Consider the following 16,663-nt stretch of genomic DNA (forward strand, 5'->3'; position numbering starts at 1 on the left):
AGGTATGCGTTTACCCTAAAAGGCAGGATAATGGCATTTGATGAAAACAATAATTAATATACCTGTAAATGCTAATGCTGGCCATAGAAAGCAGTGTGTCTGGCACGCTGCTGGCGGGACAGCAGGCCTGACCTCGACGGCACGAGAAATCGGGTAATAAACAGCATCGAAGGTCAAGCTCATAACGGGTTCCAGCACGGCCACGGACCGACGCTTTTCACGTACAGGAGACCGGAACCAGGGACAGGCACCTGCGGTTTCTCCAGCAAATCCCCTGTGCCATCCTACCGACACCGCACAGGATCTGACATGAAGCAACTGGAACACCTCCAAAGAACACTCCAACCCCTGCTTGAACAGCTCCCTGCAGAAGAGCAGAAGGAGGTTGCCGCGGCACTCGCCGGGATGGAGAGCGGCATAGCCAGTCTTACGGCAGACTACGACCATATCCAGAGATACCGGAGGGTCTTCGAGAACACCAGCACCGCAATCATCGTCCTCGAAGCCGATTGCACCATAAGCCTTGCAAACACGCAGTTCGAGCGTCTTGCCGGATACCCGAAGTCCGAGATCGAGGGAAAGAAGCGCTGGATAGAGTTTATTGTCCCCGAAGACCTCACGAGAATGAAAGGGCAGCACCACCTCCGGCGCGAGAGGGAAGAGAGGGCCGAGACCCAGTATGAGTTCAGGCTTCTCTCACGTTCCGGCGAGATCCACGATATCTTCGCGAACATCGACATGGTCCCCGGCACGACAGAGAGCATTGCCATCCTGCTCGATATCACAGAACAAAAGAAGGCAGAAGAGATTATCCGTCAGACCGAGGCTCAGCTGACAAACGCGATGGACATTGCCCAGCTGGTGAAATGGGAAGAGGACGTCGAGGCCCAGACGTTCACATTTAATGACCAGTTCTATTCCCTGTACGGCACGACCGCGACCAGGGAGGGTGGGAACGTGATGCCCATGGAGAGGTACGCCAGAGAGTTCGTGCATCCCGACGATCTCCACCTCGTTGCTGAGGTAATGGCCAGAACGACACAAGGAGCCGTTCCGGAAGTCCAGCAGGTAGAGCATCGGATACTATGCAGGGACGGCACAGTCCGCCACATCATCGCCAGGATCAAGTGCGTGAAGGATGCCGATGGAAAGCCTGTGAAAGTCTACGGGGCGAACCAGGATATCACCGAACGCAAGCGGATGGAGGAGGAACTGCAGAAGAAGAATGCCGAGCTGCAAACCATCATAGACAACATCCCGGACCTGGCCTGGCTGACGGATGCCAACTCACGTTTCATTGCGGTAAACAAGAAGTTCAGCGATGTAGTAGGAGTTGGCCCGAAGAACCTGATAGGTAATACCTGCGGTCTCTGTTTCGGGACGGAAGCGGCAGAAATATTTGAAGAAGAAACCCGGAAGGTGATGGCGAGCAGAGAACAGGCAGTCGCCGAGGAGAGTTTCATCGACGTCGGGAGCAGCAAGCCGATCTTTGAAACGATACGGTCACCCATCCTGGACAGATCCGGGAAGGTTATCGGGACGGTGGGTATCGCGCGCGACATCACCCAGCGCAAGAAGACGGAGGAAGCGGTCCGGCTGGCAAACAAAAAGTTGAATCTCCTCTCGAGCATCACCCGGCACGACGTCCTCAACCAGCTCACCGTGGTTCTCGGCTACCTCCGTATGGCCGAAGAACAGGCAACCGATCCGATCCTCTGTGATTACCTCGAAAAGATGGACAAGGCCGGAGAGATAGCTCGCCGCCAGATTGAGTTCACCAAGGAGTACCAGGAGATCGGCGTCCAGCTGCCCAGATGGCAGGATGTCAGGTCGACGATCGTGCAGGCGACGGAAGACCTCGACCCCGGAGAGGTGACGCTCTCGATCGATATTCAAGGTGTCGAAGTTTTTGCCGATCCGCTCCTTGAGAAGGTCTTCTACAACATGGCGGAGAATGCCCTGAGGCACGGTGGAAAACTCACGAAGATCGAGTTTTCTGCCGAGGATTCGGACAGGTGCCTGCGGATCGTCTGCGAAGACGATGGAGCCGGTGTTCCCGAGAGCGAGAAACAGAACATCTTCGAGCGGAAATACTTCAAACACACCGGTTTTGGGTTGTTCCTCGCAAAAGAAGTCCTTGCCATCACCGGGCTTTCCATCAGGGAGACCGGGGTGCCGGGGGAGGGAGCACGGTTCGAACTCCTGGTGCCGGCGGGCATGTATCGGTCGAGCGGCCGGCAGTCGTGATCCTCCGATAGATCCCCCTGCCATCCTGCGACTCTCCCGCAGGGCCGCTGGAGCCGGGTTCACGGGTACGGAGACCAGAAAAAAGGTTGCACGCCGCCATCAAGCATTCCCCGAACCCGGATCGAGCGAAACGTGGATATGAGTGCCGCATTGTTTATCCCTCCTCCCTCAGTACACCTGCATATGGATCCGGTCGTCGAGGAGATACGGCAGGAGTTCGCGGCGCACGCAGACCCCGAGATCTGCGAGAGAAGCCAGCGGTTCTTCAAGGAAGAGGTCCGGTGCTACGGTATGAAGACGGCCACCGCGGTTGCGATCGCAAAGAAATACTGGAAGGAGGTCAAATCCCGCGAGAAGCAGGAGATCTTCCCCCTCTGCGAGGAGCTCTACCGGTCGGGGATGATGGAGGAGGCGTTCGTCGTCTCCGAGTGGGCCCCGCGGCTCGCCGACCGCTACGAGCCGGACGACATCTCCGTCTTTCGGCACTGGATTGAGACCTACATCACGAACTGGGCCACCTGCGACGGCCTCTGCAACCATGCCGTCGGGGACTTCATCGTCCGCTACCCCGAACATATCGAGGAGCTGAAGCGCTGGACGCAGTCGGAGAACCGCTGGATGCGTCGGGCGGCGGCGGTCTCGCTGATCGTGCCCGCAAAACGCGGGGAGTTCCTCGACGAGTCTCTCGCGATCGCCGACCTCCTCCTGACCGACACCGACGACCTGGTGCAGAAGGGCTACGGGTGGCTCTTAAAAGAGGCGAGCAGGAAGCACACGGACGAGGTCTTCTCCTACGTCATGGCGAACAAGAGGGATATGCCCCGGACGGCGCTTCGGTACGTCATTGAGCTGATGCCCAAAGACCTGAAGGCCGAGGCGATGAAGAAAGATTGGTGAGAGGCGGCGGACTCAGAACCCGATCCGGGGCGCCTCGGCTTCCCGCATGTTCTGTTCCAGCGTCCAGAAGTACGCCTCGCCGTGGGCCACCCGGAAGACGGCAAGTTTCGGGTCGTCCGCGCCGGAGACCCCGATCTGGAGGAGCCACGGGCGCTCTTTGACGAGCCGCTCTTTTAAAGCCGCATCATCGACGAACTCGACCGCGCCCGCAATCCGCATCATCATTCCTCTACCCTCGGGGTTGTAGAAGCAGAGCTCGACCTTCGGGTTCTTCGTAAGCTGTTGCCAGACGGCCTTCGGGGTCCCGGTATGGTAATAGAACCCGGTCTCATCGGCAAACCACATGGCAAACGCCCGGACCCGGGGCTGGTCGCCGTCCATTGTCGCGATGTAGGTCACCGGATTTTCGTTTGCGAATTTCACGCAGTCGGAAAAGTCCATTCTCCTTCCTCATCCATCAATACGGAGAGGAAGTAAAAAATGTTTCCGGGCCGCCTCAGGCGGAATCGGGCGGGAATGCTTCATGGGTAGCCTCCGTACGTTCCGGCACCAAAACCCGATCACCCTGCGCTGAAGCGTCAGCGCACCCATGCAGATCTGCTGTCGTTGCAGATGGCTCCGCTTACCCGAAACGGCACACTCGCCGGGGCCGCAGGATGCCGCATGAATAAATTTTACATCTCATAACGTGAAGCTGAGTGTGATGAAGAGCCCTTTTCACGTCATGATCATCCCCACGCTCGGTTGCCCGTCCAGATGCAAATACTGCTGGAGTTCTGATGAAGGGTCTCCGAAGATGAGTGTCGAGACCGTCCGGGAGATAGCCGAATGGCTCAAGGACTACCAGTCCAATCAGGTCACCATCACCTTCCACGGGGGAGAACCGCTCCTTGCAGGCGCGGACTTTTATCGTCAGGCGCTTCCCATCCTCTCCGAAGGCCTCGCCCATCTCGAACCGACGTTCGCCCTGCAGAGCAACCTCTGGCTGCTCACCCCTGAGATGGCGAAGATTTTTGCAGAATACAATATTCCCATCGGCTCCAGCATCGACGGCCCCGAGGAGATCAACGACCTGCAGAGGGGGAAGGGCTACTTTAAAAAGACCATGCGGGGCTACGAGATCGCAACGGCGAACGGGCTTGAGGTTCGGTTCATCTGCACGTTCACCTGCAAGTCGGTCGAGCACAAGGAAGAGATCTTCAACTTCTTCCGGGAGAGGGGGTTCCCGCTCAAACTCCACCCGGCGCTGCCGTCGCTTAGGAGCGACGACCCAAAAGAGTGGGCGCTCGAGCCTCCGGCCTACGGAGAACTGCTGGTGTATCTCCTCGACAAGTACCTGGAGAACCTCGGGCGGATCGAGGTCATGAATATCAACGACCTCTGCAGGGGCATCTTCACCCGGCACGGCACCGTCTGCACGTTCGTGGACTGCATGGGGAGCACCCTTGCCTTCGGGCCGGACGGGAGCATATACCCGTGCTACCGCTTCGTCGGGATGCCGGAATACGTGATGGGGAACGTCTACGACCGCCCCACAGCCGAAGACCTTGCTCAATCGGACGCCTGGAAACTCATGCACGCGTTCAAGGAGTACGTCGACCGCGAGTGCGCCGGGTGCTCCCATATTAAATACTGCCGGGGCGGGTGCCCCTACAACGCGATTGCGCCCACGGACGGCGAGGTACGGGGCGTCGATCCCCACTGTACCGCATATAAGCGGATATTCGACGAGATCACCGACCGGCTGAACGAGGAGATGTTCGGCTCCGGGGATATGGAGATGGACGGTTTCGGTTCGCCGTTCGGGAGAAAGAAGAAGCCTGGGATCATGTCGATCCTGCAGACGATGGCGACGAAATAAGTGTCCAGGCCTGTCTCCTGCGACATTAACACCGTTAACAACAATCGCGGCACGCGCCGGCGACCTTCACGGTCGGACCTGTGCAGGAGATATTAAGGAGGGGACTCAATTCCCTTACCATGCGTGGAACAGACAGCAGTCGGACGATTGCAGGGTTACTGCTCTTCCTGCTCCCGGTCCAGTTCATGACCGCTCTCATGGCCGGCGCGGCCATAGCACCCGGGTACAGCATCAGCCAGAACGCGATCAGCGATCTCGGCGTGATCGGCGCGACGGCGTGGCTCTTCAACGCTTCCCTCTTCATAGCAGGCCTCCTCAACATCGTCGGCGGCTACTTCCTCTACCGCTCCTACGGCAGAGGCTGGATTCCTGCCGTCTTCACCCTCGCGGGTATCGGTGCGATCGGCGCCGCAATCTTTACACTGGAGATCCCCGGCATCCACGGGCTCTTTGCGCTTCTTGCCTTCGTGTTCTTCAACATCCAGGCCATTTCAGGTGCCACCCTGGTCCGGGGACCCCTGAAGGCGATCTCGGTCATCGCCGGCGCTATCGGCCTCGTCTTCCTCGTGACGCATGCCGCGAGCGACTTCGGCATCGTGAACCTCTACGGCCCTATCGGCCATGGCGGGTCGGAGCGGATGATCGTCTACCCCGCGCTTTTCTGGCTCATGGCGTTCGGGGGCTACCTCATGGCGCCGTCTGCGAAGAAGCGGTAGGGAGGGCTACTTCCTTCCCGTTGCCTTGAAGAACGTGTAGCAAAAGACCCCATCTGGCTCAGAAGTGCGGTAGAGGTCGGCTATCCCCCGTTCCCAGTCCTGGCGGCTCATCATGCCCCGGGCCACCGCGTCTTCCCCGACGCCCTCGACCATGGCGGTGAAGGTCAGTCTCGTGAACCCCAGAACAAGGTCCGGCCGGGTCGCATCCACGTAGACCATCCGCGGGGAGACATGGACGTCGCGGTACCCGGCACCGGCGACGAGCGGGTAGAGTTCTCTCCCGATCAGGGCATTGCCGCCCATCTCCCGCTGGAGGTCGACAAGGCACCCGATCGCCCGGCGAGCATAGGGGCTGTCCGGGTGGAAGTACGCCGAGCCGTGATCCCCCTCGATCACGGTGATCGTGCCGCCTTCCCGGAGCAGCGGGCGGAGGCACTCGAGCGCAAGGCAGGGCTCCGCCAGGTGTTCGAGGACGAAACAGAGGAAGATGTGGTCGAAGCTCCCCGGCTCGTACTGGAGGTCGAAGATATCGCCGGCCTCGAACGTGACATTCGTGATGCCTTCGGCCTGTACGCGCTTCCTTGCCTCGCCAAGCGAGGCCTCGGAGATATCGACCGACGTGATCCGGGCCCCGGGGCAGTTTCTCGCCAGGATCACGGTCTGGGCGCCGGTGCCGCAACCGGCCTCAAGCACCCTTGAGCCTGCCGGGTACCGGGTATCGTCGTGGAGGAGCCCGGTCAGGGTCTCTGCCTGGTCGCGGAGCCGCTCCGCTTCCCGCTCCGTATACCCGTGGACATACGTTTTGCCGCTCATCTGGTTCCTCTATTGTGTGTCTGCAGAATATAGAGTCAACCGCCCCGGTTTAAAGCATCATCCTCAGGACGAAGAGGCCCGGGCCGTCGGTGCCGTGAACTGCGACCACAAAGCACTTGTCACCTTGCATGCCATCAAATTTACAGAGGTTTGGCCACGTTATGAATCAGTCCACTCCCCGATGCGGAGAAGAGCATCCCTACAAGCTCGAAGACCTCGGATGGACAGATGAACACGAGGGAGCATTCTCAAAGTACACCGGCCCGTACGTGCCGGGCCGCGTGGCCTGCCGGCAGAAGACCGTGTGGGACGTGCTCATCGACGGCAGGTCCGTCACGGCCGGAATCTCCGGAGCCCTGCGGAGACTCGGCCGGTTCCCGGCGGTGGGGGACTACGTCGTATTACTCCATCAACCGGAGGCAGGAACCTCGACGATCGTCGACATACTCCCGCAGAAGACCCGGTTTGCGCGGGGAACGCCGGGACGCGAAGGCGCCGAACAGGTCATCGCGGCGAACATCGATACGGTCTTCATCGTGACCGCCGCCGGCCACGACCTCAATGCCCGCCGGATCGAACGCTATCTCGCGATCGCTCATGCGTCCGGCGCCCGTCCGGTCATCATAATCAACAAGTCCGATCTCGCGGACGATCCCGCAACGCTCGCCGACGAACTCGCTTCGGCCTCCCCCGGCATACCGGTGATTCCGATCAGCGCCGTGAGCGGGGAGGGCGTCGACCGGCTCGATCCGTACCTCCCGCCGCGAACGACGATCGCCCTCATCGGCTCGTCGGGTGTCGGTAAGTCCACCCTGATCAACCGGCTCATGGGCCGTTCGGTGCAGGAGACCTCGCATACCCGGGACTACGACGATAAAGGGCGGCACACCACGACCGTCCGCCAGCTCTTCATCCTCGACGGCGGGGCGCTCATGATCGACAACCCCGGTCTGCGGGAGGTCGGTATTGGTACGGCATCCGCCGGTATCGCCGATACGTTCCCCGACATCCTCGAACTCGCGGAGGGCTGCAGGTTCTCGGACTGCCGGCACGAAGGGGAGCCAGGCTGTGCGGTGCAGGCGGCCGTCGCAGACGGAACCCTCCCTGCAGCACGGCTGGAGAGTTTTCAGAGACTCATGCGGGAACTCGAATTTGAACGGGAGAAAGCGGAGATCGGGCTTGTGAGGCTCGAGAAGAAGCGCTGGAAACCGATCGGAAAATATGCCAGGGATCTCTGGAAGCTAAAAGGGCGATAACGGCCGCTGGAGGGTAACTTCGCGGCCGGATCACTCCTTCTTTTGGAGGATGAAGAACTCGTAGCCGTACTCGTCGGCATGCTCCCGGTAGACGGCGGTCTCCCGCTCGGCGAACTCAATCTGTGCCTCTGCCTCGGGATTGCCGGCGACTTTCGGCCGCAGGTCTTCTATCCGCTTGAGGACCGGCACATAGTAATTCCCCCACCACGCGGACTTCGGGAGCGGGAAGGTCGCGACGACCTCGTAGCCGGCATCTTCGGCGATCGCACAGGTCTCCGGCACCGTCTTGATCGCCGGGTAGCAGTCGTTCCAGAACGCCGCCGCCTCCGGCGAGGGATCTTCGGTGAACCAGACAGATTCGGTGAGGCAGAGGTAGCCGCCGGGACGGAGGAGCCGCCGCCACGAGACAAGCCCCTCCCGGAACCCCACGATGAAGATCGAGCCCTCCGCCCAGAGGACGTCGAACGATGCGTCGGGAAACGGCAGGTCATCCATCGAGGCCCGGAGGATGGTGATCCGGTCGCCCACCCCCCCCGATGCCGCTCTCCGGGCGAGGTCGTCGAGGAACGGCTGGTGGACGTCGGTAGCGGTGATACGGCAGCCGGGGCAGGTCCGGGCAAGTTCGACTGTCTGCATCCCGGCCCCGCACCCGATATCCAGGACCTCCGGCCGGGCGGGAAGGTCGGCGAGCATCGAGAAGGCTTTTCTCGTGCAGGCGTTGCTCCCCGGCCCCTGGCGGGGCAGGTTCTCGTGCAGGGTAAAAACGAAAGGGGTTTCCATGAGAGTAGTGCGCCATACGGCTCTATAACCCATGCGGTCGGAATTGCCCCCGTTCATCGCGGGAAACCGCCCGTGCCGAACCCGGAGTTATACGCGAGGTTGCCCCGCCAGAGCTAAATACCACCGTCGCCCAATGATCCGTATGGAGCATAAGACCCCCGCCTCAGAGCTCCGGGACCGCATGGAGCGGTTCCGGCTCCGTATGGAGCGGGAGAACCCCTCGTGGGAGTTTGCCACGATCTTCGGGCGGACAAACCAGTTCTACTTCACCGGGACGATGCAGGACGGGGTCCTCCTCATCCCCCGCAACGACGAGGCCGTGCTCTGGGTGCGCCGGAGCCTCGAACGAGCAGAAGATGAGTCACTTTTCCCCGATATCCGGCCAATGAAGAGCTACCGGGATGCGGCGGCCGGGATGGCCGCATGCCCAAAGACGGTTCACGTCGAAGCGGAGACGGTGCCCCTCGCGCTGCTTGAGAGGTTCCGGAAGTACTTTCCCTTCACGGCGACGGCGTCGCTCGACGCACAGGCCGCGAAGGTCAGGTCGGTCAAGAGCGCTTACGAGCTCGCGATCCTGGAGAGAGCCGGGGGGATTCACCGCCACGTGCTCGAAGACTGCGTTCCTGCGATGCTCCGGGAGGGGATGAGCGAGGCAGAACTCGGGGGCGAGGTCTTCTCACGCCTGGTCAGGGAAGGGCATCACGGGATTGCCCGGTTCGGGATGTTCGGGACGGAGATGATACTCGGACAGCTCGGCTTTGGAGAGAGTTCCATCTACCCGACCGGTTTCGACGGGCCGGGCGGGTGCCTCGGAGCGGCTCCCGGCGCACCGGTGCTCGGCAGCCATGATCGGAAGCTCAAAGCCGGGGATCTGGTCTTCGTCGACTGCGCCTGCGGGGTGCGGGGTTACCACACCGACAAGACGGTGACGTATATGTTCGGGCGACCGCTCCCAAAAGAAGCGATCGAGGCGCACCATCGGTGCGTGGAGGTCCAGGACGAGACGGCGTCCATGCTGCGGCCGGGGACTGCGCCGTCCGAGGTCTATGCAACGATATTCGACGGCCTGGAGCCCCGGTTCCTTGAGAACTTCATGGGCTACGGGAAGCGGCGGGTGCAGTTCCTGGGCCACGGCGTCGGCCTGCAGGTGGACGAGATGCCGGTGATCGCCCGCGGTTTCGACGAGCCGCTCGAAGAGGGGATGGTGATCGCTCTCGAGCCCAAGAAGGGAGTCCGGGGCGTCGGGATGGTCGGGATCGAGAACACCTTCGTGGTCAGCCGCGGGGGCGGCAGGTGCATCACCGGGACGAACGCCGGCCTCGTCCCCGTGTACTGAGGGGCGGGGAGCAGGTCCTCGCCCGTTCCCCCCTTGCATGGGAGCGCCATGGGCGGTTCATGAGAGTCCGACAACCGGCTCCAGGGGCTCAGCCTGCTCTTTAAGAAAGTCCAGCAGTTCCCGGTTGACTCTCCCGGCGTGGGTCCAGGTTATCCCGTGCGGCCCGCCCTCGACTACCACGAGACGGCTCCCCCTGACCAGCTCGTGGGTGCGCTTCCCTGAGGCGGCGAAGGGGACGATCCGGTCGGCGTCGCCGTGGATCACGAGAACCGGCACGTCGATGCTTATAAGATCGTCCCGGAAGTCGGTCAGCCACGCAGGGACACAGTCAAGCGTGCCTCTCGGAGAGGCGGCGGCAGCAATGTTCCAGCTGAAGCGGATCACCTCGTCGCTGACGAGGTCGCCCCCGAAGATGTCGACGTTATAGAAGTCCGAGAAAAACCCGGTGAGGAACGCCGGTCGGTCGGCACTGATGCTCTCCATGATCCCGTCAAAGACACTGCCGTCCACGCCTTCGGGGTTGTCAGACGTTTTGAGCAGGAACGGCGGGATCGCGGATATGAAGACGGCCTGCTCCACGCGATCGCTGCCGTGGGTGCCGAGGTAGCGGGCCACCTCGCCGCCGCCCATCGAGAACCCCACCAGTGTGGCGTCGGCGAGGTCGAGCTCGGTCATGAGCCTGTGCAGGTCTTCGGCCAGGGTGTCGTAGTCGTAGCCGAAGGTCGGTTTGCTGGAGTTGCCAAACCCCCTGCGATCGTAGGTGACGACGCGGTAACCCGCGTCGAGCAGCGCCGGCACCTGCTTCTCCCAGGACTTGCTCGATAGCGGCCAGCCGTGAATCAGGACGACAGGTCGCCCTGCACCGTGGTCCTCGTAGTAGAGGTCGACGGTGCCCGAGTTTTCTTTACCGACGGTGAGATACGACATGAAATCCTCCTTTCATGCGGGCTCCCGGAGCCACTCTACTATAAAAGATTGTGGCCCCGGACCGGGAAGGATCAGGCGGCCGGGATGGAGAGACGGGCGCCTGGAAATAGATAACTATAATACTGCCAGCTCCCTGACGATTTGATCAATGGGGAACCACGCAAAGACGCTCAGGAGCCTGCTCATCGCGGCAGGCATCCTCATGGCGGTTCTCTTCGTAGTAGTCGTGTTGATCGCGGCAAACCTGGGCCAGTCCGCTTCCGAGAGTTTCAGGTCGACGTATTACTACGAGTTGAAGATCTCAACGTCGCAGCCGATTGAGGATGCGGTTCTCCTGATCCCTCTTCCTTCCCGTTACGACCCCAAGACCGGAACGAACGTCACCCCTATCGACCTTTCCCGGGCGAGTTTCCGCAACTTTGATGGGAGCGCGATATCGATAACGATCGAGCACGTCGACGGAGTCCCCATGTTAAGAATCTCGGCCGACCGGATCGATCCCATCTACAAAAACCGAATCATGCTGATTCCAATCACGCCGGGGCAGAACGAGTCGGAACTTCCTAAACCGACCCATATCTACTCCGACAGGTACTCGGAAGAGACGCCGGTGCTCGTCGATATGGAACTCTACGTGCACGATGCCAGTCCCGATCGCAAGATCGAGACCAGAACGCCGATCGGAGCCGAACCCCTTTTTGCGCCCTACCGGATCGCCGGCAACCTCAGCGATCCCGGCGGACCGGAAGAACACTACGTGAGCCCGGGATCGTCCGGCTACGTCGTCGAGGTGCCGTTCATCCTCTCCTATGGCGCCGCCGATGATAACGTCCTCACCATCTCGGCCGACGTTCAGGGGAGAAACGAGTGGTGGGTCATGGGCTGGCAGTTTAACTCGTACCATGAGTGGATGCGCCACGAGTTTACGGGCCCCTGCAACGGAACCTACCCGGTAAGGGGCACTCTCGTGACGGGCGAGGGCGTGTACTGACGGAGCACAAAAACGCCCCTTTTTAATCCCGTACTGTGGAAGATCTATCATGAGCAAAAGCCTGAGCGGCCGTAACCCACTGCCGGAGGGACGGCCATGACGGATCGGCATACCGACGCACCACCCGTACCGCCGCGGGCCTCGCGAACCGAGTGGTACATGGGTATCGCGGTCGAGACCGCCCGCCGGTCGACCTGCATTCGGCGGTGCTACGGTGCGGTCGTGGTGAACTCGGCAGGAGAGATCGTCTCTACCGGGCACAACGGTGCGCCGCGGGGGGAGGCGCACTGCGATGAGTTGAACACCTGCATAAGGAAGCAGTACAACATCCCCTCCGGCGAGCGCTATGAGTTCTGCCGCTCGGTACACGCGGAGATGAACGCGCTCCTGCAGGCGGGGCGGGCCGCGGCCGGCTGCACGATGTACCTGGCCGGGTTCGAGCGTTTGACGGGAGTACCCTCGTACGACCCGCCCTGCCTGATGTGCTCGAAGATGCTGGTGAACGCCGGCATCGGCAGGGTGGTGGTCCGGACTCCGGATGGACTGCAGGAACTCGACCCGCAGGAACTCTACCGGCAGCACCTGGATCGCGTGATTGCAAAGGTTTCGGGGGGGTAGTATACAAGAAGGCGCCGGAACAACCGGGTCGACGGGCCGAAAAGAGAGAGCGGATTCCCTACGGCTCCAAGATGGCGATACGAGCTGTTCGGAGAAGAGACGGGGTGAGGACCTGTTCTGGCAGTGGGGGGGACACCTTTCCCGAATCAACCGGGAGCAAGAGAACCCGCCGGCCATTCACCGCTCCGATCCATCATCTCGCATGACACTTCCCGGTTAAAGTTATTTCATAACTACCAATCCAATGTTGATATAAGGTATTTTCCCATCATACCCCAGGAGAACCTGCGTAGCCCGGGAGCGCTACAATTATTACTGCCTATGTGAAACTCATTGTTAGTGCTTTAAAGGAGCCCTCAGGTCAGATGCCAGCGCCCCCAGAAGCCTCACGGACAGGGCCTGATCCCGCCGAACGGGATGAGGATCCACAGGAGAACCCTTCCAGGACCGAACGGCTCGTCGAAAAGCGGCTGCGGGGGCTCCAGGCAGAGATTGATGCCCTCCGCCAGGAGAATGAAGAACTCAGGCTGGCCGAGACCAAACGCAGGAGAGGCGAGGAGGCGTTGCGCAAGGAGACGGAGAGAGTAGGTGCCATCCTCTCCGCGCTCGATACGGGGCAATCGCTTGTCGAACCGGATATGACAATTGTCTGGGTAAACCAGAAGGCCCGGGAATATTTCCCCGAATACGAGCCCATCGGCGAGAAGTGCTACCGTTTGTTCGAAGGTATGAGCGAACAGTGCGAGGTCTGTGCGGTTCGGACTGTCTTCTCGACGGGGGAGGTCACGAGAATAGAGAAGTACGTTCCGTATCGTGGGCGCTGGTTCGGTATTGTAGCCCAGCCGGTGAAAGATGCATCCGGCCGGGTAACACATGCGCTCGAGAGCTTCACCGACATCACCGAGCAGAAACAGGCTGAGGCGAAACTCCATGCTGTCATGGAAAGAGAGCATTTGAGAGCCACCGAACTGGATGCGACTCTTGCCTCGATCGCATCGGGCGTCATCATCTACGATACCACCGGGGCTATTGTCCGGGTGAACGAAGTGGTGCGTGAGATGATCGATAGAACACCGACATCTTTTGATCCAATCCGCTTTGAGGAGCGTCAGGCGGGTTTTGGAGTCCTGCGGGAGGATGGGACGCCGCTCTCTCTCGAGGCGACCCCCTACTACCGGGCGCTGCACGGAGAGACCGTGCAGGGAGAAGAGGTGATGGTTACCCGCCTGGACCGGGAACCGCTCTGGGTGGACACGTCGGCAGCTCCTATCCGCGACGGCAGCGGTGCTATCGTCGGAGCCATTGCCATCCTCACGGATATCACCGGGCGCAAACGTGCGGAAGAAGCGCTCATACGCCACACTGAGGAGCTCACCCGGCTTCACTGCGAACTGGAGGTCGCGAATCGGGAGGCGAATCTCTACCTTGACATCCTCACCCACGATATCGGCAACACCGAGAACGTTTCCAGGCTTTACACCGACCTGCTGCTCGACACACTCGATGGCGAAGCTGCCGGATACCTGGGGAACCTGAAGCGGAGCATCAACAAGAGCATTGAGATCCTGGGCACCGTCTCCACTATCCGCCGGATTCATCAGGCCTCGTTGGAGCTTAAACGGACGGATCTCGATAGAGCAATCCAGGGAGCGATCGAAAATTTCCCCACCAGCGCTGTCCACTATAACGGGACCTGCCATCAGGTCCGGGCAAACGACCTTCTTTCGGTGGTCTTCAACAACCTCATCAGCAATGCCATCAAGCACGGCGGTCCTGATGTCGAGGTCGCGGTTCGGGTTGAGGAGCTGAACGGTGAGGTGCAAATTTCGGTTGAGGATACCGGTCCGGGCGTGCCGGATGAGGAGAAGGAGGCAATCTTCCACCGCTACGAGCAGCACAAACGGGGCGTCGGCGAAGGTCTCGGCCTCTACCTCGTGCAGATCCTGGTGGAGCGCTACGGAGGACGGGTCTGGGCCGAGGACAGGGTGCCGGGCCGCCCCGGGGAAGGCGCAGCGTTCCGATTCACACTGAAAAAGGCGTGAGAAGGGTGGAGCCCGGCAGGCGTCTATCAATCCTTCCGCGCGGCGATGACGCAGAACCCGGCCCTCGAGTCGACCTCCGTCACGTGAAACCCGGTGCGTTCGAGGAACTCCCGGATTTCGCCCGACGCATAAAACCGGGCGCGGGAGAGGAACCGGTGTTTTTCTCTCTCGTGCAGGTATCTCCGGGCAACCTCTCCATCGCGTTCAAGGAACGCGAGGACAAGCGAACCCCCCGGGACGAGGATCCGGTGGATTTCACGAAATGCCAGAACAGGATCGTCCAGGAAACAGATGACCGTCACCATGAGCGCGGACGAGCAGGACCCGTCCCTGATCGGGATCGATTCCGCCCGCCCGCGGATCACCTCGATCCCCCGACGCCGCGCCATCCGGCCGAGGGCGCACGAAGGCTCTATCCCGAGCGGGACACCGAGGGGTGCGGCAAACCTCCCGGAACCGACCCCTACTTCGAGGGCACGGGAGTCCGGGCGAGGGAAGAGGCGCCGGATCCGGGCGAGTTCCGCGCAGTACTCGGCGCGGTGCTCCTCGAACCAGCGATCGTAATCTTCCGCAAACTGTTCGAATACGTCCCCGGGCATTCTGCTCCCATCAATCACGCCCATACAGGTGTTCTCTCACCCGTTTCCCGACCGCCTGCTCCCTCTGCTTCAGCACCGAGAGATCCACCGATCCTTCCCGGTAGGAGGTGAAGAGGAGATAGAGGAAATCCACCGTCAGGTGCATGACCTCCTTTTTGAACCTGACCTCGACGGTGGTATCCCCGGCAAGGCCTTTGATGGAGAACCAGTCGGGCTTCTCGAACCTGTAGAACCCCTCGCCGAGGTTGGGGAGCGCCTCAACCTCCCCGAAGTTCTCCAGGTAGGCAAAGAACCCCGCCGGCACCGGTTCACTGAGGAGAAACTCCTTCATGAACGAGCCGTCGGCGCAGGATTTATGGCGAACCGAACGAAGAATTCGCATTTTGTGCAATCTCCTTTACTGCTTTTGCGGCGGTCCGGCACTCACCGTCCGTCGTGAACCAGGAGAGGCTGAGCCGCACGGAACCTCTCCCCCCGTCGATCGCCCGGTGCATGAGGGGTGCACAGTGCAGCCCCGTGCGGGCGACGATCCCGTAGGCACGGGCGAGGATGAACCCCACGTCGTCGTTCTCCATTCCCTGGATGTTGAAGGAGACGATGGGAAGGGCAGGCGACTCGTTATAGACCGTGATGTTGGGCTCTTCCTTCAACTCCCTGATGAGAAACGCCGTCTGGCGCTCCGCTTTCTCTGCGATGGCCTCTACCCCGATGGATGCGATGTAGTTCACCCCGGCGGCGAGCGCCGCAAGGCCGGGATAGTTGTGCGTTCCGGTCTCGAACCGCTCCGGCATCTCCCGGGGCTGGAAGAGCGAGAACGAGTCCGTCCCGGTCCCGCCGTAACGGAGGGGAGCGATCGATTCCGGGTCTTGCAGGTAGAACCCGCCGGTGCCCGGGATGCCGAGGAGGCCCTTATGGCCGGTGAAGACGTAGGCGTCGACCGGGAGTTTCCCAAGATCGACGGGTATGTGGCCGGCGGTCTGCGCTCCGTCGACGATGAAGTAGACGCCGTGTTCGTGCAGGAGTTCCCCCATCCGGGCGACGTCCTGCACGGAGCCGAGCACGTTGCTCCCGTGGGCCGTGACCATGAGCCGGGTATCGGGCGTGACGGCCGCTTCGACGGCGTCGGGGCTGACGGAGCCGTTCTCGAAGGGGAGGACCGTCAGCCGGATACTGCCCTGCCGCTCGAGTTCGTGAAGCGGCCGCAGAACCGAGTTGTGGTCAAGCTCGGTCGTGATGACGTGACACCCGGCCTCTCTGGCGAGAAATCCCTGGATGAGGATGTTTAGTGAATCGGTCGCGTTCTGGGTGAAGACCACGTGCTCCGGCGTATCTGCGGCAAGGAGGCCCGCGAGCGCCTCCCGCGCCAGCGTGATGTAGTCCTCACCCTGGCTCCCGGTGGTCCTCCCGGACCCGAAGACGGGGAGGGAGAGGGATTGCCCGACGGCCTTGAGCACTTCCGGGGGTTTGGGCCAGGTCGTGGCGGCGTTGTTCAAGTAGATGATCGGCGGGTTATCTGCCATAAGACCTCGTTTTCAGTGAATCTATCGTGTGCGACCAAAAAGAGATCGCTTTGGGCACTT

Annotated in this window: 16 protein-coding genes; 9 read left to right on the top strand and 7 right to left on the bottom strand. The window is 61.1% G+C overall.

What is annotated here, in order from left to right; genetic code table 11:
- Nucleotides 1-309: 309 nt before the first annotated feature.
- Both HL657_RS11355 and HL657_RS11360 read left to right on the top strand, forming a co-directional pair.
- Nucleotides 310-2,247, top strand: a complete 1,938-nt coding sequence (locus HL657_RS11355) for a PAS domain-containing sensor histidine kinase (protein ID WP_317296930.1) — start codon at nucleotides 310-312, stop codon at nucleotides 2,245-2,247.
- Between the two features lie 183 nt (nucleotides 2,248-2,430).
- A complete protein-coding gene (locus HL657_RS11360) occupies nucleotides 2,431-3,144 on the top strand; it encodes a DNA alkylation repair protein (RefSeq protein WP_317296931.1) in 714 nt (237 codons plus the stop codon).
- A gap of 12 nt (nucleotides 3,145-3,156) precedes the next feature.
- On the opposite strand, the gene HL657_RS11365 is transcribed toward HL657_RS11360, so the two are convergent.
- A complete protein-coding gene (locus HL657_RS11365) occupies nucleotides 3,157-3,585 on the bottom strand; it encodes a pyridoxamine 5'-phosphate oxidase family protein (RefSeq protein WP_317296932.1) in 429 nt (142 codons plus the stop codon).
- Between the two features lie 262 nt (nucleotides 3,586-3,847).
- Between HL657_RS11365 and HL657_RS11370 the strand changes: the two genes are divergently transcribed.
- Nucleotides 3,848-5,005: a TIGR04083 family peptide-modifying radical SAM enzyme gene (locus HL657_RS11370; RefSeq protein ID WP_317296933.1), complete on the top strand. Its 1,158-nt coding sequence runs from the start codon at nucleotides 3,848-3,850 to the stop codon at nucleotides 5,003-5,005.
- A gap of 119 nt (nucleotides 5,006-5,124) precedes the next feature.
- Complete coding sequence (locus tag HL657_RS11375) at nucleotides 5,125-5,721, top strand: DUF998 domain-containing protein (protein WP_317296934.1); 597 nt, start codon at nucleotides 5,125-5,127, stop codon at nucleotides 5,719-5,721.
- 6 nt (nucleotides 5,722-5,727) lie between these two features.
- Here HL657_RS11375 and HL657_RS11380 read toward each other — a convergent pair whose 3' ends face one another.
- Entirely contained in the window at nucleotides 5,728-6,534 is an 807-nt protein-coding gene (locus tag HL657_RS11380) for a methyltransferase domain-containing protein (RefSeq protein ID WP_317296935.1), read from the bottom strand.
- A gap of 161 nt (nucleotides 6,535-6,695) precedes the next feature.
- On the opposite strand from HL657_RS11380, the gene rsgA reads away from it, so the two are divergent.
- The gene (gene rsgA, locus HL657_RS11385; RefSeq protein ID WP_317296936.1) at nucleotides 6,696-7,790 is read left to right on the top strand and encodes a ribosome small subunit-dependent GTPase A; all 1,095 of its coding nucleotides are present in this window, start codon (nucleotides 6,696-6,698) and stop codon (nucleotides 7,788-7,790) included.
- 30 nt (nucleotides 7,791-7,820) lie between these two features.
- Here rsgA and HL657_RS11390 read toward each other — a convergent pair whose 3' ends face one another.
- Nucleotides 7,821-8,570: a class I SAM-dependent methyltransferase gene (locus HL657_RS11390; RefSeq protein ID WP_317296937.1), complete on the bottom strand. Its 750-nt coding sequence runs from the start codon at nucleotides 8,568-8,570 to the stop codon at nucleotides 7,821-7,823.
- Between the two features lie 142 nt (nucleotides 8,571-8,712).
- Between HL657_RS11390 and HL657_RS11395 the strand changes: the two genes are divergently transcribed.
- Nucleotides 8,713-9,906: a M24 family metallopeptidase gene (locus HL657_RS11395; RefSeq protein ID WP_317296938.1), complete on the top strand. Its 1,194-nt coding sequence runs from the start codon at nucleotides 8,713-8,715 to the stop codon at nucleotides 9,904-9,906.
- 57 nt (nucleotides 9,907-9,963) lie between these two features.
- On the opposite strand, the gene HL657_RS11400 is transcribed toward HL657_RS11395, so the two are convergent.
- Nucleotides 9,964-10,833: an alpha/beta fold hydrolase gene (locus HL657_RS11400; RefSeq protein WP_317296939.1), complete on the bottom strand. Its 870-nt coding sequence runs from the start codon at nucleotides 10,831-10,833 to the stop codon at nucleotides 9,964-9,966.
- Between the two features lie 148 nt (nucleotides 10,834-10,981).
- On the opposite strand from HL657_RS11400, the gene HL657_RS11405 reads away from it, so the two are divergent.
- The 3 genes from HL657_RS11405 to HL657_RS11415 all read left to right on the top strand — a co-directional run bounded on the left by HL657_RS11405 (nucleotide 10,982) and on the right by HL657_RS11415 (nucleotide 14,484).
- A complete protein-coding gene (locus HL657_RS11405; RefSeq protein WP_317296940.1) occupies nucleotides 10,982-11,824 on the top strand; it encodes a hypothetical protein in 843 nt (280 codons plus the stop codon).
- A gap of 96 nt (nucleotides 11,825-11,920) precedes the next feature.
- Nucleotides 11,921-12,442, top strand: a complete 522-nt coding sequence (locus HL657_RS11410; RefSeq protein ID WP_317296941.1) for a deoxycytidylate deaminase — start codon at nucleotides 11,921-11,923, stop codon at nucleotides 12,440-12,442.
- Between the two features lie 365 nt (nucleotides 12,443-12,807).
- A complete protein-coding gene (locus HL657_RS11415) occupies nucleotides 12,808-14,484 on the top strand; it encodes a PAS domain-containing sensor histidine kinase (protein WP_317296942.1) in 1,677 nt (558 codons plus the stop codon).
- A gap of 26 nt (nucleotides 14,485-14,510) precedes the next feature.
- On the opposite strand, the gene HL657_RS11420 is transcribed toward HL657_RS11415, so the two are convergent.
- From HL657_RS11420 to HL657_RS11430, 3 genes are read right to left on the bottom strand one after another with little or no spacing between them, the layout of a single operon-like run.
- Complete coding sequence (locus tag HL657_RS11420; RefSeq protein WP_317296943.1) at nucleotides 14,511-15,083, bottom strand: class I SAM-dependent methyltransferase; 573 nt, start codon at nucleotides 15,081-15,083, stop codon at nucleotides 14,511-14,513.
- Between the two features lie 10 nt (nucleotides 15,084-15,093).
- Entirely contained in the window at nucleotides 15,094-15,465 is a 372-nt protein-coding gene (locus HL657_RS11425) for a hypothetical protein (protein WP_317296944.1), read from the bottom strand.
- Nucleotides 15,437-16,603 carry an aminotransferase class V-fold PLP-dependent enzyme gene (locus HL657_RS11430; protein WP_317296945.1) on the bottom strand — a complete coding sequence of 389 codons (1,167 nt, stop codon included), beginning with the start codon at nucleotides 16,601-16,603 and terminating at the stop codon, nucleotides 15,437-15,439. The genes HL657_RS11425 and HL657_RS11430 overlap by 29 nt, the downstream gene beginning before the upstream one ends.
- Between the last annotated feature and the right edge of the window lie 60 nt (nucleotides 16,604-16,663).

Source organism: Methanoculleus nereidis (assembly GCF_032944295.1).
GTDB classification, from domain to species: Archaea; Halobacteriota; Methanomicrobia; order Methanomicrobiales; family Methanoculleaceae; genus Methanoculleus; species Methanoculleus nereidis.

What these genes read in the sequence shown, in the direction of transcription:
- HL657_RS11355 (WP_317296930.1), top strand. Translation starts at nt 310, where the DNA reads ATGAAGCAACTGGAACACCTCCAAAGAACACTCCAACCCCTGCTTGAA.
- HL657_RS11360 (WP_317296931.1), top strand. Translation starts at nt 2,431, where the DNA reads ATGGATCCGGTCGTCGAGGAGATACGGCAGGAGTTCGCGGCGCACGCA.
- HL657_RS11365 (WP_317296932.1), bottom strand. Translation starts at nt 3,585, where the DNA reads ATGGACTTTTCCGACTGCGTGAAATTCGCAAACGAAAATCCGGTGACC.
- HL657_RS11370 (WP_317296933.1), top strand. Translation starts at nt 3,848, where the DNA reads ATGAAGAGCCCTTTTCACGTCATGATCATCCCCACGCTCGGTTGCCCG.
- HL657_RS11375 (WP_317296934.1), top strand. Translation starts at nt 5,125, where the DNA reads ATGCGTGGAACAGACAGCAGTCGGACGATTGCAGGGTTACTGCTCTTC.
- HL657_RS11380 (WP_317296935.1), bottom strand. Translation starts at nt 6,534, where the DNA reads ATGAGCGGCAAAACGTATGTCCACGGGTATACGGAGCGGGAAGCGGAG.
- rsgA (WP_317296936.1), top strand. Translation starts at nt 6,696, where the DNA reads ATGAATCAGTCCACTCCCCGATGCGGAGAAGAGCATCCCTACAAGCTC.
- HL657_RS11390 (WP_317296937.1), bottom strand. Translation starts at nt 8,570, where the DNA reads ATGGAAACCCCTTTCGTTTTTACCCTGCACGAGAACCTGCCCCGCCAG.
- HL657_RS11395 (WP_317296938.1), top strand. Translation starts at nt 8,713, where the DNA reads ATGGAGCATAAGACCCCCGCCTCAGAGCTCCGGGACCGCATGGAGCGG.
- HL657_RS11400 (WP_317296939.1), bottom strand. Translation starts at nt 10,833, where the DNA reads ATGTCGTATCTCACCGTCGGTAAAGAAAACTCGGGCACCGTCGACCTC.
- HL657_RS11405 (WP_317296940.1), top strand. Translation starts at nt 10,982, where the DNA reads ATGGGGAACCACGCAAAGACGCTCAGGAGCCTGCTCATCGCGGCAGGC.
- HL657_RS11410 (WP_317296941.1), top strand. Translation starts at nt 11,921, where the DNA reads ATGACGGATCGGCATACCGACGCACCACCCGTACCGCCGCGGGCCTCG.
- HL657_RS11415 (WP_317296942.1), top strand. Translation starts at nt 12,808, where the DNA reads ATGCCAGCGCCCCCAGAAGCCTCACGGACAGGGCCTGATCCCGCCGAA.
- HL657_RS11420 (WP_317296943.1), bottom strand. Translation starts at nt 15,083, where the DNA reads ATGCCCGGGGACGTATTCGAACAGTTTGCGGAAGATTACGATCGCTGG.
- HL657_RS11425 (WP_317296944.1), bottom strand. Translation starts at nt 15,465, where the DNA reads ATGCGAATTCTTCGTTCGGTTCGCCATAAATCCTGCGCCGACGGCTCG.
- HL657_RS11430 (WP_317296945.1), bottom strand. Translation starts at nt 16,603, where the DNA reads ATGGCAGATAACCCGCCGATCATCTACTTGAACAACGCCGCCACGACC.